At 70.2% G+C, this 22,122-nt stretch carries 18 protein-coding genes; 3 read left to right on the forward strand and 15 right to left on the reverse strand.

The genetic code is table 11. From position 1 onward, the window contains the following. The first annotated feature begins 8 nt into the window (after positions 1-8). Positions 9-1,295: a fumarylacetoacetase gene (gene fahA / locus AC07A4_RS04130; RefSeq protein ID WP_478592553.1), complete on the forward strand. Its 1,287-nt coding sequence runs from the start codon at positions 9-11 to the stop codon at positions 1,293-1,295. A gap of 148 nt (positions 1,296-1,443) precedes the next feature. Here the strand turns inward: fahA and recQ are convergent, their stop codons facing one another. Next, a complete protein-coding gene (gene recQ, locus AC07A4_RS04135; RefSeq protein WP_478592556.1) occupies positions 1,444-3,300 on the reverse strand; it encodes a DNA helicase RecQ in 1,857 nt (618 codons plus the stop codon). Between the two features lie 258 nt (positions 3,301-3,558). On the opposite strand from recQ, the gene AC07A4_RS04140 reads away from it, so the two are divergent. Then, positions 3,559-4,116, forward strand: a complete 558-nt coding sequence (locus AC07A4_RS04140; protein WP_478592559.1) for a hypothetical protein — start codon at positions 3,559-3,561, stop codon at positions 4,114-4,116. Between the two features lie 69 nt (positions 4,117-4,185). Here AC07A4_RS04140 and nuoN read toward each other — a convergent pair whose 3' ends face one another. The 14 genes from nuoN to AC07A4_RS04210 are packed head-to-tail and all read right to left on the reverse strand — an operon-like array spanning position 4,186 to position 20,274. Then, positions 4,186-5,835 carry an NADH-quinone oxidoreductase subunit NuoN gene (nuoN, locus tag AC07A4_RS04145; RefSeq protein WP_478592561.1) on the reverse strand — a complete coding sequence of 550 codons (1,650 nt, stop codon included), beginning with the start codon at positions 5,833-5,835 and terminating at the stop codon, positions 4,186-4,188. Continuing rightward, positions 5,832-7,403, reverse strand: coding sequence for an NADH-quinone oxidoreductase subunit M (locus tag AC07A4_RS04150; RefSeq protein WP_478592563.1), 1,572 nt, complete (start codon positions 7,401-7,403; stop codon positions 5,832-5,834). The genes nuoN and AC07A4_RS04150 overlap by 4 nt, the downstream gene beginning before the upstream one ends. Positions 7,404-7,408: 5 nt before the next feature. Further along, the gene (nuoL, locus tag AC07A4_RS04155; protein WP_478592566.1) at positions 7,409-9,304 is read right to left on the reverse strand and encodes an NADH-quinone oxidoreductase subunit L; all 1,896 of its coding nucleotides are present in this window, start codon (positions 9,302-9,304) and stop codon (positions 7,409-7,411) included. Positions 9,305-9,318: 14 nt separating this feature from the next. After that, positions 9,319-9,618 carry an NADH-quinone oxidoreductase subunit NuoK gene (nuoK, locus tag AC07A4_RS04160; RefSeq protein WP_478592568.1) on the reverse strand — a complete coding sequence of 100 codons (300 nt, stop codon included), beginning with the start codon at positions 9,616-9,618 and terminating at the stop codon, positions 9,319-9,321. Beyond that, positions 9,615-10,481: an NADH-quinone oxidoreductase subunit J gene (locus AC07A4_RS04165; RefSeq protein ID WP_478592571.1), complete on the reverse strand. Its 867-nt coding sequence runs from the start codon at positions 10,479-10,481 to the stop codon at positions 9,615-9,617. The genes nuoK and AC07A4_RS04165 overlap by 4 nt, the downstream gene beginning before the upstream one ends. Further along, positions 10,478-11,170, reverse strand: coding sequence for an NADH-quinone oxidoreductase subunit NuoI (nuoI, locus tag AC07A4_RS04170; protein WP_478592574.1), 693 nt, complete (start codon positions 11,168-11,170; stop codon positions 10,478-10,480). Before nuoI ends, AC07A4_RS04165 begins: the two co-directional genes overlap by 4 nt. Beyond that, a complete protein-coding gene (gene nuoH / locus AC07A4_RS04175) occupies positions 11,163-12,503 on the reverse strand; it encodes an NADH-quinone oxidoreductase subunit NuoH (RefSeq protein ID WP_478592932.1) in 1,341 nt (446 codons plus the stop codon). Before nuoH ends, nuoI begins: the two co-directional genes overlap by 8 nt. A gap of 53 nt (positions 12,504-12,556) precedes the next feature. After that, positions 12,557-15,070, reverse strand: a complete 2,514-nt coding sequence (locus AC07A4_RS04180; RefSeq protein ID WP_478592576.1) for an NADH-quinone oxidoreductase subunit G — start codon at positions 15,068-15,070, stop codon at positions 12,557-12,559. Continuing rightward, entirely contained in the window at positions 15,067-16,428 is a 1,362-nt protein-coding gene (gene nuoF, locus AC07A4_RS04185) for an NADH-quinone oxidoreductase subunit NuoF (protein ID WP_478592579.1), read from the reverse strand. Before nuoF ends, AC07A4_RS04180 begins: the two co-directional genes overlap by 4 nt. Next, positions 16,425-17,255: an NADH-quinone oxidoreductase subunit NuoE gene (nuoE, locus tag AC07A4_RS04190; RefSeq protein ID WP_478592935.1), complete on the reverse strand. Its 831-nt coding sequence runs from the start codon at positions 17,253-17,255 to the stop codon at positions 16,425-16,427. Before nuoE ends, nuoF begins: the two co-directional genes overlap by 4 nt. Before the next feature lie 26 nt (positions 17,256-17,281). Continuing rightward, on the reverse strand, positions 17,282-18,640 hold the full coding sequence (locus AC07A4_RS04195) for an NADH-quinone oxidoreductase subunit D (RefSeq protein WP_478592582.1): 1,359 nt from the start codon (positions 18,638-18,640) through the stop codon (positions 17,282-17,284). Further along, positions 18,637-19,350, reverse strand: a complete 714-nt coding sequence (locus tag AC07A4_RS04200) for an NADH-quinone oxidoreductase subunit C (protein WP_478592585.1) — start codon at positions 19,348-19,350, stop codon at positions 18,637-18,639. The genes AC07A4_RS04195 and AC07A4_RS04200 overlap by 4 nt, the downstream gene beginning before the upstream one ends. Further along, positions 19,347-19,901, reverse strand: a complete 555-nt coding sequence (locus AC07A4_RS04205) for a NuoB/complex I 20 kDa subunit family protein (RefSeq protein WP_031035164.1) — start codon at positions 19,899-19,901, stop codon at positions 19,347-19,349. Before AC07A4_RS04205 ends, AC07A4_RS04200 begins: the two co-directional genes overlap by 4 nt. Positions 19,902-19,914: 13 nt before the next feature. Then, on the reverse strand, positions 19,915-20,274 hold the full coding sequence (locus AC07A4_RS04210) for an NADH-quinone oxidoreductase subunit A (RefSeq protein WP_003992243.1): 360 nt from the start codon (positions 20,272-20,274) through the stop codon (positions 19,915-19,917). A gap of 861 nt (positions 20,275-21,135) precedes the next feature. Between AC07A4_RS04210 and AC07A4_RS04215 the strand changes: the two genes are divergently transcribed. Continuing rightward, entirely contained in the window at positions 21,136-21,990 is an 855-nt protein-coding gene (locus tag AC07A4_RS04215) for a C40 family peptidase (protein WP_478592588.1), read from the forward strand. The last annotated feature ends 132 nt before the right edge of the window (positions 21,991-22,122 follow it).

Below are 22,122 nucleotides of genomic sequence, written 5' to 3' on the forward strand. Positions count from 1 at the left end.
AGGAACGCATGTCCGAGCAGAACCCGCTCGACCTCCCCGAGGGTGACCCCTTCGGCCCGCACAATCTTCCCTATGGGGTGTTCTCCCCCGCCGGGTCAGCCGCCGGGTCAGCCGCCGGGTCAGCGCCCGGTTCCGCTTCTGGTTCTGCGCCCGCCGCCGACGGCCGCCGCGTCGGCGTCCGCATCGGCTCGTACGTCCTCGACGCCGGTGCCGCCGCGGCCGCGCTGGGATCGCCCTATGTGTCCCTCCTCGCCCAGCCCACCTTGAACCCGCTGCTCGCCGCGGGCCGCCGGGCGTGGAGCGACGTGCGCCGCGCCCTCACCGCGTGGGTGACGGTTCCCGCCCACCGCGAGACCGTCCTGCCGCTGCTCCACCCCCTCTCCGACGTCACCCTGCACCTGCCCTTCGACGTCGCCGACTACGTGGACTTCTACGCCTCCGAGCACCACGCGTCGAACCTGGGCCGGATGTTCCGCCCCGACGCCCCCACCCCGCTCACCCCCAACTGGAAGCACCTGCCGATCGGCTACCACGGCCGGTCCGGCACCGTCGTGGTCTCCGGGACGGACGTGGTGCGCCCCTCGGGGCAGCGCAAGGCGCCCGCCGACAGCGCCCCCGTCTTCGGCCCGTCCGCCAAGTTCGACATCGAGGCCGAGGTCGGCTTCGTCGTCGGCGCGCCCTCCGCGCTCGGCACCCCCGTGCCTCTCGCGGACTTCCGCGAGCACGTCTTCGGCCTGTGCCTCCTCAACGACTGGTCGGCCCGCGACATCCAGGCCTGGGAGTACGTCCCGCTCGGCCCCTTCCTCGGCAAGTCCTTCGCCACGTCGGTCTCCGCGTGGATCACGCCGCTCGACGCCCTGGACGCGGCGCGGGTCTCCCCGCCGGAGCGGACGGAGGCGCTGCTCCCCTATCTGGACGACACCGCGTCAGACGAGCCCGGCGGCTACGACCTCCGGATCACCGTCACCCTCAACGGCGAGGTCATCTCCGAGCCCCCCTTCTCCACCGTCTACTGGACCGCCGCCCAGCAGCTCGCCCACATGACCGTCAACGGCGCCTCCCTGCGCACCGGTGACCTCTACGGCTCCGGCACCGTCAGCGGCCCCTCCGCCGACCAGTTCGGCTCCCTCATCGAGCTCACCTGGAACGGCCGCGACCCCCTCGAACTCCCCTCCGGCAAGCGGACGTTCCTGGAGGACGGCGACGTGGTCACCCTCTCCGCCTGGGCCCCGGGCCCCGACGGCACGCGGGTGGGCCTGGGCGAGGTCACGGGCCGGGTGACTTCCGCACGCTGACGCGAAGTCCCCGAACCCCGCTCCGGTGGTTCCAGCCCGTCCGGCGTTTGAGGACGAGGCGCGAAGCGCCAATATCGGTGAGCGGGGGAACGGGGGCGGCAGCACCCGGAGCGGGAAGGGGCGGGCCTGGGGCGCCCCGCGAGGGCCCTCAGGACGCGGCCTCCGCCAGCACCCCCAGCACCCCCTCCCCATACGTGGCCAGCTTCTTCTCCCCGACCCCGCTGATCCCCCCGAGCTCCGCCACCGACCCCGGCAACGCCACCGCGATCTCCCGCAGCGTCGCGTCATGGAAGATCACATACGCGGGCACCCCCTGCTCCCGCGCCTGCTCCGCCCGCCACGCCCGCAGCGCCTCGAACACCGGCGCCGCCTCTTCGGGCAGCTCGGCCAGGGCGGCCGCGGCCTTGGCCTTGCGCTCCCCGCGCGGAGCGGACCGCGCCGACCCGGCCGGCTTCTTCGGCTCCTTGCGCAGCGGCACCTCCCGCTGCCGGTTCAGGACGGCGCCGCTGCCCTCGGTCAGCACCAGCGTGCCGTACTCCCCCTCGACCGCGAGGAGGCTCTGGGCGAGCAACTGCCGCACCACGCCTCTCCATTCGGCCTCGCTGAGGTCCTCGCCGATGCCGAAGACGGACAGCTGGTCGTGGTCGAACTGGATGACCTTCGCGGTCTTGCGGCCGAGCAGGATGTCGACGATCTGGCCCGTGCCGAACTTCTGGCCGCGCTCGCGCTTCAGGCGCACCACCGTCGACAGGACCTTCTGCGCGGCCACCGTGCCGTCCCAGGTCTCCGGCGGGGTGAGGCAGGTGTCGCAGTTGCCGCAGGCCTCGGCCGCGGCGTCCTGGCCGAAGTAGGTGAGGAGCTGGCCGCGGCGGCACCGGGCCGTCTCGCACAGGGCGAGCATCGCGTCCAGATGGGAGGCCGCGCGGCGCCGGAACGCCTCGTCGCCCTCGCCGGACTGGATGAGCTTGCGCTGCTGCACCACGTCCTGCAGGCCGTACGCCATCCACGCCGTCGAGGGGAGGCCGTCGCGGCCCGCGCGGCCCGTCTCCTGGTAGTACCCCTCCACCGACTTGGGCAGGTCGAAGTGGGCCACGAAGCGGACGTCCGGCTTGTCGATGCCCATGCCGAAGGCGATCGTGGCGACCACGACCAGGCCCTCCTCGCGCAGGAAGCGCGACTGGTGGCGGGCACGGGTCCCGGCGTCCAGGCCCGCGTGGTAGGGCACCGCCTCGATGCCGTGGGCGCTGAGGAACTCGGCGATCTGCTCCACCGACTTGCGCGAGAGGCAGTAGACGATGCCCGCGTCCCCGTCGTGCTCCTCCTTGAGGAAGGTCAGGAGCTGCTTCTTCGGGTCGGACTTGGGCACGATGCGGTACTGGATGTTGGGGCGGTCGAAGCTCGCCACGAAGTGCTTGGCGGCGGGCATCGCCAGGCGCTCGGTGATCTCCCGGTGGGTGGCGTCCGTCGCCGTGGCGGTGAGCGCGATCCGGGGGACGTCCGGCCAGCGCTCGCCGAGGACCGACAGGGACAGATAGTCCGGCCGGAAGTCGTGGCCCCACTGGGCCACGCAGTGCGCCTCGTCGATCGCGAAGACCGAGATCTCGGCGCGGGAGAGCAGCTGGAGCGTGGAGTCCAGGCGCAGCCGCTCCGGCGCCAGATACAGCACGTCCAGCTCGCCCGCGAGCAGCTCGGCCTCGACGACGCGGCGCTCGTCGAAGTCCTGTGTCGAGTTCATGAACCCGGCGCGCACGCCCAGGGCCCGCAGCGCGTCGACCTGGTCCTGCATCAGGGCGATCAGCGGTGAGACCACCACGCCCGTGCCCCGTCTGACCAGGGCCGGGATCTGGTAGCACAGCGATTTTCCGCCGCCGGTCGGCATCAGGACGACCGCGTCGCCGCCCGCGACGACATGCTCGATGATCGCCTCTTGCTCGCCCCGGAAGGCGTCGTACCCGAACACCCGGTGGAGCGTCCGCAGCGCGTCGCTCTCCACCACCTCAGCCATGCCGACCCCACTGATCCCGCTCATCGCCGTGCCCCCGCCTGTCGCACCTCGACCACTGCCTCCACGATAGGCGCCCGCGCCGACAGGCCGGGAAGTTATCCACAGGCCCGCCGGACGGTTCCGGTCAGCCCAATGGCCCCGGTGCTCTGGCGGCCCGCCGCGCCCCGGGTCATCCTGCTGCTGGCGGCGGCCCGGGGGCTGAGCCCGCCCCAGGTCATGGCGCCCAGCGCGCGCCTCCCCCGTCCGAGGAGCCCCTCGATGCCCCTGCCCCGTACCGCCCAGGCCGCCCTCTCGCTGGCGGCGGTCTCCTGCCTGGCCCTGACCACCGCGCCCGCCCAGGCGGCGGCCCCGCCGCCCCCTCCGGCCACCCCGTACGCGAAGTACGCGGAGTACGCCAAGGTCTACGCGGCGACCGCCAAGTACGCGTACGAGCCGCTCGCGATCAAGGCGGGCTTCCAGCGCACCGACGAGTGCGCCGCCGACCCGGAGCTCGGCGGCATGGGTTACCACTACATCAACCCGGCGAACATAGGTTCCGTCGATCCGGCGAAGCCCGCCGCGCTGCTCTACGAGGACACCCGCGACGGCAAGCGCAAGCTGATCGCCGTCGAGTGGATCGTCAACGACGCCGACCAGGACAAGAGCACCGACGACGACCGCCCGTACCTGTTCGGGCACCCCTTCGACGGCCCGATGGACGGGCACTTCCCGGGCATGCCGATCCACTACGACCTGCACGCCTGGCTCTACAAGGAGAACCCGAGCGGCAAGCTCTCCCCCTGGAACCCGAACGTCCGCTGCCCCGCGCACCCCTGACCGCACGCGAAGGGCCCCGGCCCTCCGAGGGGAGAGCCGGGGCCCCGCGCGCGGACGCGGACGACCGGGTCAGCGGACGAACACGCCCGCCTGCCCCGCCAGGTCGAGGAAGTACTGCGGCGCCACCCCGAGCACCAGCGTCACCGCGACGCCGACGCCGATCGCCGCCGTCGTCAGCGGCGAGGGCACGGCGACCGACGGGCCGTCCGCCTTCGGTTCGCTGAAGAACATCAGCACGATGACCCGGATGTAGAAGAACGCCGCGATCGCCGACGAGATCACACCGACCACGACGAGCGCGCCCGCGCCGCCCTCCGCCGCCGCCTTGAACACGGCGAACTTCCCGGAGAACCCGGAGGTCAGCGGGATGCCGGCGAAGGCGAGCAGGAACACCGCGAAGACGGCGGCGACCAGGGGCGAGCGGCGGCCGAGCCCCGCCCACTTCGACAGATGGGTGGCCTCGCCGCCCGCGTCCCGCACCAGGGTCACGACCGCGAACGCGCCGATCGTCACGAACGAGTACGCGCCCAGGTAGAAGAGCACCGAAGAGACGCCGTCCTCCGAGGTCGCGATGACACCCGCGAGGATGAAGCCCGCGTGCGCGATCGACGAGTACGCGAGGAGCCGCTTGATGTCGGTCTGGGTGATCGCGACGATCGCGCCGCCCAGCATCGTGATCGCCGCGACGCCCCACATCACCGGGCGCCAGTCCCAGCGCAGGCCCGGCAGGACCACGTAGAGCAGCCGGAGCAGGGCGCCGAACGCGGCCACCTTCGTCGCCGCCGCCATGAAGCCCGTGACCGGCGTGGGCGCGCCCTGGTAGACGTCCGGCGTCCACATGTGGAACGGCACCGCGCCCACCTTGAACAGCAGGCCCATCACGACCATCGCGGCGCCGATCAGGAGCAGCGCGTCATTGCCCATGGTGTTGGCGAGGGCCGGGTCGACCTCCGCGACGGTGCCGTCGACGACGTCCGCGATGGTGCCGTACGACACCGAGCCCGCGTAGCCGTACAGGAGCGCGATGCCGAACAGCGTGAACGCGGACGCGAACGCGCCGAGCAGGAAGTACTTCACGGCCGCTTCCTGCGACATGAGGCGCTTGCGGCGGGCGAGCGCGCAGAGCAGATAGAGCGGGAGGGAGAACACCTCCAGGGCGATGAACAGCGTCAGGAGGTCGTTCGCCGCGGGGAAGACGAGCATGCCGCCGATGGCGAACAGCGCGAGCGGGAACACCTCGGTGGTGGTGAACCCGGCCTTCACGGCGGCCTGTTCGCCCGCGCCGCCGGGCACGGCCCCGGCCTGCGCCACGAAGGAGTCGACGCGGTTGCCGTGCGCGGCCGGGTCCAGGCGCCGCTCGGCGAAGGTGAAGATCGAGACCAGGCCCACGAGCAGGATCGTGCCCTGCAGGAAGAGCGCGGGTCCGTCGACCGCGATCGCACCCATGGCGGCGATGCGGGCCTTCGTGGTGCCGTAGTCCCCGGCGGCGAGCGCCACGACCGCGGCGAAGGCGGCGGTGAGCGCGACGACGGACACGAACAGCTGGGCGTAGTAACGGAACTTGCGCGGTACGAAGGCTTCGATGAGCACTCCGATGACGGCGGCACCGATGATGATCAGGGTCGGCGCCAGCTGGCCGTACTCGATCTTCGGAGCGTCGATCTTGTCGATCGGCTCGGCCGCCGTTGTCCACAGGCTGTGGACGGCTGTCGCACTCACTTGGCCGCCTCCACCTCGGGCTTGGGATCCTTCTTCTGTACGTCGGACATGGTGTGCTCCACGGCCGGGTTCACCAGGTCGGTGAGCGGCTTCGGGTAGACGCCGAGGCCGATCAGGAGGGCGATCAGCGGGGCCACCACGACCAGCTCCCTGACCCGCAGGTCGGGCATCTTGGCGACCTCGGGCCTCACCGGGCCCGTCATCGTCCGCTGGTAGAGGACGAGGGTGTAGAGCGCGGCGAGCACGATGCCGACGGTGGCGATGACCCCCACCGCCGGATAGCGCGCGAACGCGCCGACCAGGACCAGGAACTCACTGACGAACGGCGCGAGTCCCGGCAGCGAGAGCGTGGCGAGACCGCCGATGAGGAAGGTGCCCGCGAGCACAGGGGCGACCTTCTGCACTCCCCCGTAGTCCGCGATCAGACGCGAGCCGCGGCGGGAGATGAGGAAGCCCGCGACCAGCATCAGGGCGGCCGTCGACAGGCCGTGGTTGACCATGTAGAGCGTGGCGCCCGACTGCCCCTGGGACGTCATCGCGAAGATACCGAGGACGATGAACCCGAAGTGCGAGATCGACGCGTACGCCACCAGGCGCTTGATGTCGCGCTGGCCGACGGCGAGCAGCGCGCCGTAGATGATGCTGATGAGCGCCAGGACCAGGATCACCGGCGTCGCCCACTTCGAGGCCTCCGGGAACAGCTGGAGGCAGAAGCGCAGCATCGCGAACGTGCCGACCTTGTCCACGACGGCCGTGATCAGGACGGCGACCGGGGCCGTGGACTCGCCCATCGCGTTCGGCAGCCAGGTGTGCAGCGGCCACAGCGGGGCCTTCACCGCGAAGGCGAAGAAGAAGCCGAGGAACAGCAGCCGTTCGGTGTTGGTCGCCATGTCGAGCGAGCCGTTGGCGCGCGCTTCGGCGATCTCCTGGAGGGAGAAGTTTCCGGCGACTACGTAGAGCCCGATCACGGCGGCCAGCATGATCAGACCGCCGGCCAGGTTGTAGAGCAGGAACTTCACCGCGGCGTAGCTGCGCTGCGCCGAGGCGTTCTCGTCGCTGCCCGCGTGGGCGCGGTCTCCGAAGCCACCGATGAGGAAGTACATCGGGATGAGCATGGCTTCGAAGAAGATGTAGAACAGGAAGACGTCGGTGGCCTCGAAGGAGATGATCACCATCGCCTCGACGGCGAGGATCAGGGCGAAGAAGCCCTGGGTCGGCCGCCAGCGCGAGGACTTCGTCTCCAGGGGATCGGCGTCGTGCCAGCCCGCCAGGATGATGAAGGGCAGCAGCAGGGCGGTCAGCGCGATCAAGGAGACCGCGATGCCGTCCACACCCAGTTCGTAGCGCACCCCGAAGTCCTTGATCCAGGAGTGCGACTCGGTCAGTTGGTACCGGTCGCCGTCCGGGTCGAAGCGGACCGCGACCGTGACGGCCAGGGCGAGCGTGGCCAGCGAGAAGAACAGCGCGAGCCATTTGGCGGCGGTGCGCTGGGCGGCCGGGACGGCCGCCGTGACGATCGCGCCCACCGCGGGCACCGCGGCCGTCGCTGTCAGCAGAGGAAAGGACATCGGTATCAGACCGCCCTCATCAGCAGCGTCGCGGCGATGAGGATCGCCGCGCCGCCGAACATCGAGACCGCGTAGCTACGGGCGTAGCCGTTCTGGATCTTGCGAAGCCGCCCGGAGAGTCCGCCGACGGAGGCCGCCGTTCCGTTGACCACGCCGTCGACCAGGGTGTGGTCGACGTACACCAGGGAGCGGGTGAGGTGCTCGCCGCCGCGCACCAGGACCACGTGGTTGAAGTCGTCCTGGAGCAGATCGCGGCGGGCCGCGCGGGTGAGCAGCGAGCCGCGCGGGGCGACCACGGGGACCGGCCTGCGGCCGTACTGGAGCCAGGCCAGGGTGACGCCGATGACCAGGACCACCATCGTGGCGCCCGTGACCGTGGCGGCGCTCAGCGGGGAGTCGCCGTGGTCGTGGTGGGTGACCGGCTCCAGCCAGTGCGTGAAGCGGTCGCCGATGCTGAAGAAGCCACCGGCGAACACCGAACCGAAGGCCAGCAGGATCATCGGGATCGTCATGGACTTGGGCGACTCGTGCGGATGCGGCTGCTTGCCGTCCGCGTCCGGCTGCCAGCGCTTCTCTCCGAAGAAGGTCAACAGCATCACGCGCGTCATGTAGTACGCCGTGATGGCCGCGCCGAGCAGCGCCACCGAGCCGAGGATCCAGCCCTGCGTGCCGCCCTTGGCGAACGCCGCCTCGATGATCTTGTCCTTGGAGAAGAAGCCGGACAGGCCGGGGAAGCCGATGATGGCCAGATAGCCGAGCCCGAAGGTCACGAACGTCACCGGCATGTACTTCCTGAGGCCCCCGTACTTCCTCATGTCCACCTCGTCGTTCATGCCGTGCATGACCGAACCGGCGCCGAGGAAGAGCCCGGCCTTGAAGAAGCCGTGCGTCACCAGGTGCATGATCGCGAAGACATAGCCGATCGGGCCGAGGCCCGCGGCCAGGATCATGTACCCGATCTGCGACATCGTGGAGCCCGCGAGCGCCTTCTTGATGTCGTCCTTCGCGCAACCGACGATCGCACCGAAGAGCAGCGTCACCGCGCCCACGACGGTCACGGCCAGCTGCGCGTCCGGCGCGGCGTTGAAGATCTCCCCGGAGCGCACGATCAGATACACGCCCGCGGTCACCATCGTCGCCGCGTGGATCAGGGCCGACACGGGCGTGGGGCCCTCCATCGCGTCCCCGAGCCAGGACTGCAGCGGCACCTGCGCGGACTTGCCGCACGCCGCGAGCAGCAGCATCAGGCCGATCGCGGTGAGCTTGCCCTCGCTGGTCTCCTCCGTGGCCTTCAGGACGTCGCCGAAGGCGAACGACCCGAAGGTGGTGAACATCAGCATGATCGCGATCGAGAGGCCCATGTCACCGACGCGGTTGACCAGGAAGGCCTTCTTCGCCGCGGTGGCCGCGCTGGGCTTGTGCTGCCAGAACCCGATCAGGAGGTACGAGGCGAGGCCGACGCCCTCCCAGCCGACGTACAGGAGCAGGTAGTTGTCGGCGAGCACGAGCAGGAGCATCGCCGCGAGGAACAGGTTCAGATAGCCGAAGAAGCGGCGGCGGCGCTCGTCGTGCTCCATGTACCCGACCGAGTACAGGTGGATCAGCGTGCCCACGCCGGAGATCAGCAGGACGAACGTCATCGACAGCTGGTCGAGCTGGAAGGCGACGTCCGCCTTGAAGCCCTCGACCGGGATCCAGCTGAACAGGTGCTGGCGCAGCGACCGTTCCTCGGCGCCCTTGCCGAGCATGTCGGCGAAGAGCACCACCGCGAAGGCGAAGGACGCGGCCGAGAGGAGGGTGCCGAGCCAGTGGCCCACGCGGTCGAGCGCGCGCCCGCCGCACAGCAGGACGGCCGCTCCGAGCAGGGGCGCCGCGATGAGCAGCGCAATCAGTTTCTCCACGATTCAGCGACCCCTCAGAGCTTCATCAGGCTGGCGTCGTCGACCGAAGCCGAATGGCGGGAGCGGAACAGCGACACGATGATCGCGAGCCCGACCACGACCTCGGCCGCCGCGACGACCATCGTGAAGAAGGCGATGATCTGGCCGTCCAGGTTGCCGTGCAGCCGGGAGAACGCCACGAACGCGAGGTTGCAGGCGTTCAGCATCAACTCGACGCACATGAAGACGACGATCGCGTTCCGCCTGATCAGTACGCCCGTGGCGCCGATGGCGAACAGCAGGGCCGCCAGGTACAGGTAGTTGACCGGATTCACTTCGACGCCTCCTCGGTCTGCCCGGCCCGCTCGCCGCCGTCCGCGCGCGCGGTGTCGGTGCGGCGCGGGTCCGGACGCTCCAGGCGGTCGGCGGAGCGCTGCTCCAGGGCGCGCAGGTCGTCCAGGGCCTCGTTGGACACGTCACGGATCTGGCCGCGCTCGCGCAGCGTCCTGTTGACCGTGAGCTCCGCCGGCGTGCCGTCCGGGAGCAGGCCCGGGATGTCCACGGCGTTGTGCCGGGCGTACACACCCGGGGCCGGGAGCGGCGGCAGGTGCTTGCCCTCGCGCACGCGCTCCTCGGCGCGCTCGCGCTGGGTCTTGGCGCGCTCGGTGCGCTCGCGGTGGGTGAGCACCATCGCGCCGACGGTCGCCGTGATCAGCAGGGCGCCGGTGATCTCGAAGGCGAAGACGTACTTCGTGAAGATGAGGGTGGCCAGACCCTCCACGTTGCCGCCCTCGTTGGCCTTGCCGATGCCGTTGAAGTCCTTCACGGAGGCGTTGCCGATGCCCGCGAACAGCAGGATGGAGAAGCCGAGGCCGCACAGGAGCGCGAGCCAGCGCTGCCCCTTGATGGTCTCCGTCAGGGAGTCGGCGGCGGTGACGCCGACGAGCATGACGACGAAGAGGAACAGCATCATGATCGCGCCGGTGTAGACGACGATCTGGACGACGCCGAGGAAGTAGGCGCCGTTGGCCAGGTAGAACACCGCCAGGATGATCATGGTCCCGGCCAGGCACAGGGCGCTGTGGACCGCCTTCTTCATGAGGATCGTGCACAGCGCGCCGATGACGGCGACCGTGCCGAGCACCCAGAACTGGACGGCCTCGCCCGTGGAGGTGGTGTACGCCGCGACGGCGCTCATGCGTCCACCCCCTCGCCCCCGGGGGCCGGGGCCGCCTCCGCGGGCCGCTCGCCCTGGGAGACGGCCACCTGGCGCTCCGTGCCGGGGGCGGCCCGCGTCACCAGACCGCGGTAGTAGTCGCCCTCGTCCGTGCCCGGGTGGATCGCGTGCGGGCTGTCGACCATGCCCTCTTCGAGGCCCGCGAGCAGCTGCTCCTTGGTGTAGATGAGGCTCTCGCGGCTGCTGTCGGCGAGCTCGAACTCGTTCGTCATCGTCAACGCGCGCGTGGGGCACGCCTCGATGCACAGGCCGCACAGGATGCAGCGGGCGTAGTTGATCTGGTAGACCCGCCCGTACCGCTCGCCCGGGGAGTAGCGCTCTTCTTCGGTGTTGTCCGCGCCCTCCACATAGATGGCGTCCGCCGGGCAGGCCCAGGCACACAGCTCGCAGCCGACGCACTTCTCCAGGCCGTCCGGATGGCGGTTGAGCTGGTGCCTGCCGTGGAAACGGGGAGCGGTGGTCTTCTGCTGCTCCGGATACTGCTCGGTCAGCCGCTTCTTGAACATGGCCTTGAAGGTCACGCCGAAGCCCGCGACGGGGTTCTGGAACCCCTGATCCGATTGGTTCGCCGCGTGCGGATCCGAGCCCTGGGGCTGCGCGGGCAGCCGCCCGCGCTCCGGCCGCTCGGGCTGGTTCGACTGCTCAGCCATCGGACGCCTCCTTTCCGTCACTTTGAGTATCGGGGCCACCACTGACAATCAACTCCCGCTCGTGGCGCGGGCGTCGGCGCGGTACGGGCGGCAGGGTCTGTCCGGGCAGCGGCGGCACCGGGAAGCCACCGGCCATCGGGTCGAAGGCGGCGGATTCGGCGGTCTCCTCGGCGTCGGCCGCGCCCTGTGCCTCCCGCCTGTCCCGCTGGTCGCGGAAGAAGTCCGCGATGAAGGAGAGGACCAGGAGCGCCAGGACGCCCCCGCCTACGTAGAGCGCGATCCCGGCGAAGTCGTAGTCCTCGTTGCGCAGCGCGCGGACGGTGGCGACGAGCATCAGCCAGACCACCGACACCGGGATGAGGACCTTCCAGCCGAGCTTCATCAGCTGGTCGTAGCGCACGCGCGGGAGCGTGCCGCGCAGCCAGATGAAGAAGAACAGCAGCAGCTGCACCTTGAGCACGAACCAGGCCATCGGCCACCAGCCGTGGTTCGCGCCCTCCCAGAAGGTGCTGACCGGCCAGGGAGCCCGCCAGCCACCGAGGAAGAGCGTCACCGACACGGCCGAGACGGTCACCATGTTGACGTACTCGGCGAGCATGAACATCGCGAACTTGATCGACGAGTACTCGGTGTTGAAGCCGCCGACGAGGTCGCCCTCGGACTCCGGCATGTCGAACGGCGCCCGGTTGGTCTCGCCGATCATCGTCACGATGTAGATCAGGAACGACACCGGCAGGAGCAGCACGTACCAGCGCTCCTGCTGCGCCTCCACGATCGCCGACGTCGACATCGAACCGGAGTACAGGAACACCGAGGCGAACGCGGCGCCCATCGCGATCTCGTACGAGATCATCTGCGCGCACGAGCGCAGACCGCCGAGCAGCGGGTACGTCGAACCGGAACTCCAGCCCGCCAGGACGATGCCGTAGATGCCGACCGAGGCGACCGCGAGGATGTAGAGCATCGCGATCGGCAGGTCGGTGAGCTGCATCGTGGTGCGGTGGCCGAAGATCGAGACCTCGTTGCCCGCGGGCCCGAAGGGGATCACCGCGATCGCCATGAACGCGGGGATGGCGGCCACGATCGGCGCGAGGATATAGACGACCTTGTCCGCGCGCTTGACGATCAGGTCCTCCTTGAGCATCAGCTTGATGCCGTCCGCGAGGGACTGGAGGAGGCCCCAGGGGCCGTGGCGGTTGGGGCCGATGCGCAGCTGCATCCAGGCGACGACCTTGCGCTCCCAGACGATGGAGAACAGCACGGTCAGCATCAGGAACGCGAAGCAGAAGACCGCCTTGACGGCGACCAGCCACCACGGGTCCCGGCCGAACATGGACAGGTCCTCCGCCGCGAACGGCACCGCGCTCTGGGCTGCGGCGAACGGTGTCACGACGTCACCTCCGTGGCCTCAGAGGGCTCCGGCGGGGCGGCCGGGCCGATGCGGACGAGGTCGCCGGGCCGGGCGCCGGTGTCCGAAGTGACGCCTCCCCCGGTCGAGTTCAGGGGCAGCCAGACCACCCGGTCGGGCATCTCCGTGACCCGCAGCGGAAGCGTGGTCACGCCCCGGGGGCCGGAGACCGCCAGGGCGTCGCCGTCCTTGACGCCCGCCTCGGCCGCGGTGGCGGCCGACACGCGCGCGTGGGCGGCGTGCCGCGTCCCGGCGAGCGCGTCGTCGCCCTCCTGGAGGCGGCCCTGGTCGAGCAGCAGCCGGTGCCCGGCGAGCACGGCCTCTCCGGAGGCGGGCCGCGGCAGGGAAGCCGCCGTCTCCAGGGGCTCGGTCGCGCGGGGTCCGTCCCAGCCGCCGAGCCGGTCCAGCTCGCGCCGGAGCGTCAGCAGGTCGGGCAGGCCCAGGTGGACGTCGCCCGCGTCGGCCAGCATGTGCAGGACGCGCGCGTCGGTGGGCGCCAGGCGGCGCGTCATCTGGTCGGGCTTGAGCGCCGCGTCGAAAAGCCGGGCCCTGCCCTCCCAGTTGAGGAAGGAGCCCGGCTTCTCGGCGACCGCGGCCACCGGCAGGACCACGTCGGCGTGCTCGGTCACCTCGCTCGGCCTCAGCTCCAGACTGACCAGGAAGCCGACCGCGGCCAGCGCCTCACGCGCGCGTGCCGGGTCGGGCAGGTCCCCGACCTCGACGCCCGCGACAAGGAGCGCACCGAGCTCGCCGGTCGCGGCGGCCTCGATGATCTGGCCGGTATCGCGGCCGTAGCGGTGCGGCAGTTCGGCCAGGTGCCAGGCGGCGGCGACCTCCTCCCGCGCGCGCGGGTCGGTCGCGGGGCGGCCGCCCGGCAGCAGCGACGGCAGCGCGCCCGCCTCGAGGGCACCGCGCTCGCCCGCGCGGCGCGGCATCCACACCAGACCCGCGCCCGTCGCGGACGCGGCCCGTACGGCGGCGGTGAGCGCGCCGGGCACCGTCGCGAGGCGCTCGCCGACGACGATGACGGCGCCCTCGGCCCGCAGCGCCTCAGCGGCCCTGGCCCCGTCGTCCTCCAGGCCGACCCCGGCGGCGAGCGCGTCCAGCCACTCGGTCTCCGTGCCCGGCGCGGCGGGCAGCAGCGTGCCGCCCGCCTTCTCCAGGCCGCGGGTGGCGTGGGTGGCGACGCCGAACGTGCGCTGGCCGTGCTTGCGCGAGGCCTTGCGCAGCCGCAGGAAGACGCCGGGCGCCTCCTCCTCGGCCTCGATGCCGACGAGCAGCACCGCGGGCGCCTGCTCCAGGGCGGCGTACGTGACGCCGGTCCCGTCGAGGTCACGGCCACGCCCGGCGACCCGCGCCGCCAGGAAGTCGGCCTCCTCGCTGGAGTGCGCCCGCGCGCGGAAGTCGATGTCGTTGGTGTCGAGCGCCACGCGCGCGTACTTGCTGTAGGCGTAGGCGTCCTCCAGGGTGAGGCGCCCACCGGTCAGCACCCCAGCGCGTCCGCGCGCGGCGGCGAGGCCCTTGGCGGCCGCCTCCAACGCCTCGGGCCAGCTGGCCGGTTCGAGCACGCCCGACTCCGCGCCGCGCACCAGGGGCGTGGTCAGGCGGTCCGCCTTCTGCGCGTACCGGAACGCGAAGCGCCCCTTGTCGCAGATCCACTCCTCGTTGACCTCGGGCTCGTCCTGCGCGAGGCGGCGCATGACCTTGCCGCGCCGGTGGTCGGTGCGGGTCGCGCAGCCGCCCGCGCAGTGCTCGCACACCGACGGCGACGACACCAGGTCGAAGGGGCGCGAGCGGAAGCGGTAGGCGTGTGACGTGAGTGCTCCCACCGGGCAGATCTGGATGGTGTTCCCGGAGAAGTACGACTGGAAGGGGTCGCCCTCGCCCGTGCCGACCTGCTGGAGCGCGCCGCGCTCGACCAGCTCGATCATCGGGTCGCCCGCGATCTGGTTCGAGAAGCGCGTGCAGCGCGCGCACAGCACGCACCGCTCGCGGTCGAGGAGCACCTGCGTGGAGATCGGCACCGGCTTCTCGTACGTGCGCTTCTTTCCCTCGAAGCGCGTGTCCGGATCGCCGACCTGCATCGCCTGGTTCTGCAGCGGGCACTCGCCGCCCTTGTCGCACACCGGGCAGTCCAGCGGGTGGTTGATGAGAAGCAGCTCCATCACGCCGCGCTGCGCCTTCTCGGCGACCGGCGACGTCAGCTGCGACTTCACCACCATGCCGTCGGTGCAGGTGATGGTGCAGGACGCCATCGGCTTGCGCTGGCCCTCGACCTCGACGATGCACTGGCGGCAGGCGCCCGCGGGGTCGAGCAGCGGGTGGTCGCAGAAGCGCGGGATCTCGATGCCGAGGAGTTCGGCGGCGCGGATCACCAGGGTCCCCTTGGGGACGCTGATCTCGGCGCCGTCGATGGTCAGCGTGACCAGGTCCGCCGGCGGGACCGGCGCCTCGCCGCCCCCGGAGGGAGCGCTACTAGTGGTCACTGTCATGCGTTCACCTCCGTGTTCGCCATGGGCTTGTCGGCCCAGAGGGTGGACTTGGCGGGGTCGAAGGGGCAGCCCCGTCCTGTGATGTGCTGCTCGTACTCCTCGCGGAAGTACTGCAGCGAGGAGAAGATCGGCGAGGCCGCGCCGTCGCCGAGGGCGCAGAAGGACTTGCCGTTGATGTTGTCGGCGATGTCGTTCAGCTTGTCGAGGTCGGCCATGACGCCCTTGCCCGCCTCGATGTCGCGCAGCAACTGCACGAGCCAGTACGTGCCTTCGCGGCAGGGCGTGCACTTTCCGCAGGACTCGTGGGCGTAGAACTCGGTCCAGCGGGTGACGGCCCGCACCACGCAGGTCGTCTCGTCGAAGCACTGCAGGGCCTTGGTGCCGAGCATGGATCCGGCGGCGCCGACGCCCTCGTAGTCAAGGGGCACGTCGAGGTGCTCGTCGGTGAACATCGGCGTCGAAGAGCCGCCCGGCGTCCAGAACTTGAGCCGGTGCCCTGGCCGCATGCCGCCGCTCATGTCGAGCAGTTGGCGCAGCGTGATGCCGAGCGGCGCCTCGTACTGGCCGGGCCCGGCGACGTGTCCGCTGAGCGAATACAGCGTGAAGCCGGGCGACTTCTCGCTTCCCATCGATTTGAACCAGTCTTTCCCCCGATGCAGGATCGCGGGAACCGACGCGATGGACTCGACGTTGTTGACAACAGTGGGGCACGCGTAGAGGCCCGCGACGGCAGGGAAGGGGGGACGCAGTCGCGGCTGACCGCGGCGGCCTTCGAGGGAGTCGAGCAGCGCGGTCTCCTCACCGCAGATGTACGCGCCCGCGCCCGCGTGCACGGTGAGTTCGAGGTCGAGTCCGCTGCCCAGGACGTCCTTGCCGAGGTAGCCCGCCGCGTACGCCTCGCGCACGGCCTCGTGCAGCCGCCGCAGCACGGGGACGACCTCGCCCCGCAGATAGATGAAGGCATGCGACGAACGGATCGCGTAGCAGGCGATCACGATGCCCTCGATGAGGGAATGCGGGTTCGCGAAGAGGAGTGGGATGTCCTTGCAGGTCCCCGGCTCCGATTCGTCGGCGTTGACAACTAGATAGTGCGGTTTGCCGTCGCCCTGCGGAATGAACTGCCACTTCATCCCGGTGGGGAAGCCGGCGCCGCCGCGGCCGCGCAGTCCGGAGTCCTTCACATAGGCGATGAGGTCGTCCGGTGCCATCGCGAGGGCCTTGCGCAGGCCCTCGTAGCCGTCGTGCCTCCGGTAGACGTCCAGGGTCCAGGACTTCTCCTGGTCCCAGAAGGCCGAGAGGACCGGGGCGAGCAGCTTCTCGGGGCTGGTCTCGTTGATCTCGGCTGCCACGGTCATCACTTCCCCTCCTCGCGGTCCTCGCCGACCGGGCCCGCGGGGTGCGCGGGGTCCGATGCCGAGGTCTTACGCGGCGCGTCGTGCGAGCTCAGGTGCTCGCTGGGCGACGGATCGTGCGGCTGTGCGCCCTCCGGTCCGCCCGTGCGCGGATGGACCACGCGCGCGGGGGGCGTCTCGCCCTTGGCCAGGCGCAGTCCGATCAGGGACGCGGGGCCCGCGCCGCCGGTGGCCTCGACGGCTCCGGGGCGCTCGTCCGGGAAGCCCGCGAGGATGCGGGCCGTCTCCTTGAACGTGCACAGGGGGGCGCCGCGGGTCGGTTCGACCCGGGCTCCCGCGCGCAGGTCGTCGACCAGGCGCCGGGCGCTCGCCGGGGTCTGGTTGTCGAAGAACTCCCAGTTGACCATCACCACGGGCGCGAAGTCGCAGGCGGCGTTGCACTCGATGTGTTCGAGCGTGACCTTGCCGTCGGCGGTGGTCTCGCCGTTGCCGACGCCCAGGTGCTCCTGGAGCGCCTCGAAGATGGCGTCGCCGCCCATGACCGCGCAGAGCGTGTTGGTGCACACGCCGACCTGGTAGTCGCCGGAGGGCCCCCGCCGGTACATGGAGTAGAAGGTCGCGACGGCGGTGACCTCCGCGGTGGTCAGGCCGAGCACCTCCGCGCAGAACCGCATCCCGGTGCGGGTGACGTGGCCCTCCTGTGACTGCACCAGGTGCAGCAGCGGGAGCAGCGCGGAGCGGGAGTCCGGGTAGCGGGCGATGACCTCCTTGGCGTCCGCTTCGAGCCGGGCCCGTACGTCGGCCGGGTAGTCGGGGGCGGGGAGTTGGGGCATGCCCAGGCTCGTCGGCGATACGTCTGTCACCGGTCGACGCCTCCCATCACGGGGTCGATGGACGCGACGGCGACGATGACGTCGGCGACCTGGCCGCCCTCGCACATCGCCGCCATGGCTTGCAGATTGGTGAAGGACGGGTCGCGGAAGTGGACCCGGTAGGGGCGGGTGCCCCCGTCGGAGACGATGTGCACGCCGAGTTCGCCCTTGGGTGACTCCACGGCGGTGTAGGCCTGTCCCGGCGGCACCCGGAAGCCCTCCGTCACCAGCTTGAAGTGGTGGATCAGGGCCTCCATGGAGGTGCCCATGATCTTCTTGATGTGGTCGAGCGAGTTGCCGAGGCCGTCCGGGCCGAGGGCGAGCTGGGCGGGCCAGGCGATCTTCTTGTCGGCGACCATGACCGGGCCCGGCCGCAGCCGGTCCAGGCACTGCTCGACGATGGCCAGCGACTGGCGCATCTCCTCCAGGCGGATCAGGAAGCGCCCGTAGGAGTCGCAGGTGTCGGCGGTCGGCACCTCGAAGTCGTAGGTCTCGTAGCCGCAGTAGGGCTGTGTCTTGCGCAGGTCGTGCGGGAGGCCCGCGGAGCGCAGGACGGGCCCGGTGGCGCCGAGGGCCATGCAGCCGGTCAGGTCGAGGTAGCCGACGTCCTGCATGCGGGCCTTGAAGATGGGGTTCCCGGTGGCGAGCTTGTCGTACTCCGGGAGGTTCTTCTTCATCTTCTTCACGAACTCGCGGATCTGGTCCACCGCGCCGGGCGGCAGGTCCTGGGCGAGTCCGCCCGGCCGGACGTACGCGTGGTTCATGCGCAGGCCGGTGATCAGCTCGTAGATGTCGAGAATGAGTTCACGATCGCGGAAGCCGTAGATCATGATCGTGGTGGCGCCGAGTTCCATGCCGCCGGTGGCGATGCACACCAGGTGGGAGGACATCCGGTTCAGCTCCATCAGGAGCACGCGGATGATCGAGGCGCGGTCGGGGATGTCGTCCTCGATGCCGAGGAGCTTCTCCACGCCCAGGCAGTACGCCGTCTCGTTGAAGAACGGCGTCAGATAGTCCATGCGCGTGACGAACGTGGTGCCCTGGGTCCAGGTGCGGTATTCGAGGTTCTTCTCGATGCCCGTGTGGAGGTAGCCGATGCCGCAGCGGGCCTCGGAGACCGTCTCGCCCTCGATCTCCAGGATGAGCCGGAGCACGCCGTGCGTGGAGGGGTGCTGGGGGCCCATGTTGACGACGATGCGCTCGTCGTCGGCCTCGACCGCGGCCTTGGCGACCTCGTCCCAGTCGCCGCCGGTGACCGTGTAGACGGTGCCTTCCGTGGTCTCGCGGCCTGCCGCGGTCTCGTGGCCTTCCGTTGTTTCGCGCGCGGAAGCTGACTGCGTGTTCATGAGTACGACCTCCGCTGGTCCGGAGCCGGGATCTGGGCGCCCTTGTACTCGACGGGGATGCCGCCGAGGGGGTAGTCCTTGCGCTGCGGGAAGCCCTGCCAGTCGTCCGGCATCATGATCCGCGTCAAGGCTGGATGGCCGTCGAAGACCAGGCCGAAGAAGTCGTACGTCTCGCGCTCGTGCCAGTCGTTCGTCGGATAGACGGCGACGAGGGACGGGACGTGCGGATCGGCGTCCGGGGCGCTGACCTCCAGGCGGATCAGGCGGTTGTGGGTGAGCGAGCGCAGGTGGTAGACGGCGTGCAGCTCGCGGCCCTTGTCGCCGGGGAAGTGCGTTCCGGAGACCCCGGTGCACAGCTCGAAGCGCAGCGCGGGGTCGTCGCGCAGGGTCTGGGCCACCCTGACGAGGTGCTCGCGCGCGATGTGGAAGGTGAGCTCGCCGCGGTCGACGACCGTCTTCTCGATGGCGTTCTCGACGACCAGGCCCTGCTCCTCGAGGGCCCCTTCGAGCTCGTCGGCGACCTCGTCGAACCAGCCGCCGTAGGGGCGCGCGGAGGCGCCGGGCAGCGTGACGGTGCGGACGAGCCCGCCGTAGCCGGAGGTGTCGCCGCCGTCGTCGGCGCCGAACATGCCCCTGCGGACGCCGATGACCTCGCCGGAGGTGTCGCGCGGGGCGGGGACGCCGGTGCCGTTCTGGTGCTGGTCGCTCACCGCAGCAGCCCCTTCATCTCGATGGTGGGGAGCGCCTTCAGGGCCGCTTCCTCCGCCTCGCGGGCCGCTTCCTCCGCGTTCACACCGAGCTTGGAGCCCTGGATCTTCTGGTGCAGCTTGAGGATCGCGTCCATCAGCATCTCGGGCCGGGGCGGACAGCCGGGCAGATAGATGTCGACGGGGACGACGTGGTCGACGCCCTGGACGATCGCGTAGTTGTTGAACATCCCGCCGGACGATGCGCAGACCCCCATGGAGATCACCCACTTGGGGTTCGGCATCTGGTCGTAGACCTGGCGCAGGACGGGCGCCATCTTCTGGCTGACGCGCCCGGCGACGATCATCAGGTCCGCCTGCCGCGGCGAGCCGCGGAAGACCTCCATGCCGAAGCGCGCCAGGTCGTACCGCCCGGCGCCGGTCGTCATCATCTCGATGGCGCAGCACGCGAGGCCGAACGTGGCGGGAAAGACGGATGACTTGCGCACCCAGCCCGCGGCCTGCTCGACGGTGGTCAGCAGGAATCCGCTCGGCAGTTTCTCTTCGAGTCCCATGCTCAGTGGCTCCTCAGTCCCATTCCAGGCCGCCGCGCCGCCAGACGTACGCGTACGCGACGAAGACGGTGAGCACGAAGAGCAGCATCTCCACGAGCCCGAAGATCCCCAGGGCGTCGAAGGTGACGGCCCAGGGATAGAGGAAGACGATCTCGATGTCGAAGACGATGAAGAGCATCGCCGTCAGGTAGTACTTGATGGGGAAGCGCCCGCCGCCGGCCGGCGTGGGGGTCGGCTCGATGCCGCACTCATAGGCCTCGAGCTTCGCGCGGTTGTACCGCTTTGGACCGATAAGCGTGGCCATGACCACGGAGAAGATCGCAAAGCCTGCCCCGAGGGCTCCCAGTACGAGGATGGGCGCATACGCGTTCACCGCTCCTCGCTCCTCTCAGTCGGCACTGACTGCTGGCGGTTGCGTCGGGCCCGCTCGCCGCTCCGGCCGTCCGCGCGCCACGAGGCCCTCGGAGCCCTCGAAGATCGCTTACATGTGAAGCAGGTCACAAGCCCAACTGCCCCGCATCTTATGCCCGCCGGTCTGTGATCTGCGACACGGGGTACGACAACGCCTTTGTGATCTCCACCACCTGACGAAGGATCATGAAGTCGGATGAGCGGTGATCTTCGTACGCGAAGCACCTGAGTGATCACCAGAGGTGACAACTTGCCCCATCGGGCCTGGTCGACGCGGGGTTGCACTATCAAGCGATGGTCACTACAGGCAAATTGGCGCTGGACGTGATCACTTGATAGAGGGTCGCGTTCACCCGTTGGCGGGAGTGGCGCGGACGGGAGTGGACGCACCCGGGGCGGTGCGGACGGGGGCCCGATGCGTGCGGGGATTCACGAGTCCCCCACCGAAGCCGCGCACGGGCGTTCCCGTCGGCTCACATGCCGACACGCCCGGCGGTCCGCGCGTCGGCGTACGCCAGATCTCGGGAAGGTCTCAGTCAGGTCTCGGCGCGACGCCGGGCGGACGGGGAAGTGACCTGTGCCACATCCGAACCCCGCACCGAACAACCGGGCTTGGCCAACCGGTTCAACGCGTGTTAGTCCATGGGCATTTCGGACGTAACGCGGAAAACCCATGATCACAGGCGTGATCGCACCTGTCCGCATTGCCCGTTACGGCGTCAATAAGAAGCGACACGCCCGGGATTCAGCCTCGCCACGGGCAACTGTGGCGCAGCACACGTTTCTTGAAGGGAACCGTGTGTCCCTGATAGCGGTTGTTCTCATGTCCCACACCGCTCACATACCCAGCCACCGGAAGCCCCGCCGCAGCGCGTCGAAGATGGCTCTGCGCGCAGGAGTTGCCGGTGGCGTCTTCAGCACCCTGGCAGTGGCCGGCGCCGCTGGTACGGCGAATGCCGCCGAGCCGGTGACCGAGACGATCGAGATGCCGACCCTTACGGCCGATCTGTCCGCCCAGATCGCTCAGTCCGCGGATGCCACCCAGCAGACCGCCGACAGCTACGAGGCGCGCGCCCAGCAGGAAGCGGCCGCCGTGAAGGCCGCCAAGCAGGCCACCAAGGACCAGAAGTCCGCCGAGAAGAAGGCGGAGGCCGAGAAGAAGGCCAAGGCCAAGGCCGAGGCGGACGCCGAGGCCAAGCGCAAGGCCGCGCAGGAGCGCGCCGCGCGGTCCACCGAGCGCACGTCGCTCAGCACCAACTCCGCGCCCTCCGGCGGCTCCGGCGGCGGCTCCTCCGCCTCCGACATCGCCACGCCGCCCGCCAGCGGCAGCGTGTCCGCCGTCATCAGCTTCCTGAAGGCCCAGCTGGGCGACGCCTATGTGATGGGCGCATCGGGCCCCAACGCGTGGGACTGCTCCAGCCTCGTCCAGGCCGCCTTCAAGCAGGCCAACGTCGACCTGCCGCGCGTCTCACAGGCGCAGTCGACGGTCGGCACCCCCGTCTCGCTCTCCAACCTCCAGGTGGGCGACATCCTGTACTGGGGCGCCGCCGGATCGGCGTACCACGTGGGTGTGTACATCGGTAACGGCCAGTACCTGGACGCCGCGAACCCGAGCAAGGGTGTCGTGATCCAGGACCTGTCTGGCTACCCGGCCACCGGGGCCGTACGAGTGCTCTGAGCTTGACCAGGTGAAAGGGCCGCCGCTCCACTTCTGGAGCGGCGGCCCTTTCCCTTGCCTTCGTTTTGGGTCCTGGAGGTCGGTGTGTCGGCTGCGGGTGCATTGTGGCTGGGCGCGCAGTTCCCCGCGCCC

It is taken from the genome of Streptomyces sp. NPDC043996 (assembly GCF_056435225.1).